Raw genomic sequence first — 395 nt, forward strand, 5'->3', positions numbered from 1 at the left:
TTCATGAGCGTCTCGTGGGCTCGGTAAATGCCCAGAAACCTCTCTATACTTATTCCATTTGCTCGTATGTATTCTTTAACATCTCCAGTGGAGCGTATAACCCACTCAATCCCTTTAATGTGTGTCGCCTTGATTGACCCGTTGGATCTTTTAGTTTGCTCTTTTACAACCAGATCAAACATCAAGTTTTCTAATGAAAGATCGTATGCCAGAATTGGCTTCTCGCCTTCCACTACACCATTGTAACTCTCCATCCACTTCATAATAAACTTAATATCGATCAGGCATCCCTCCACAAGCTTATTATGAATCTCCCTGCTGTATCCTTCTGTTACTTTCTCGTTCATCCCCGGTCCAGTCGGCCATTCAAACCCTTTGCCGACCCAGCCCTGCCC

Annotated in this window: 1 protein-coding gene; it reads right to left on the reverse strand. The window is 44.6% G+C overall.

What is annotated here, in order from left to right:
* A partial coding sequence (locus FMN52_RS00055; RefSeq protein WP_148606704.1) for a hypothetical protein occupies positions 1 to 347 on the reverse strand: 347 nt, incomplete at its 3' end.
* Positions 348 to 395 lie beyond the last annotated feature (48 nt).

Origin of the sequence: Marinobacter sp. BW6, from assembly GCF_008107725.1 — a bacterium.
GTDB lineage: Bacteria > Pseudomonadota > Gammaproteobacteria > Pseudomonadales > Oleiphilaceae > Marinobacter.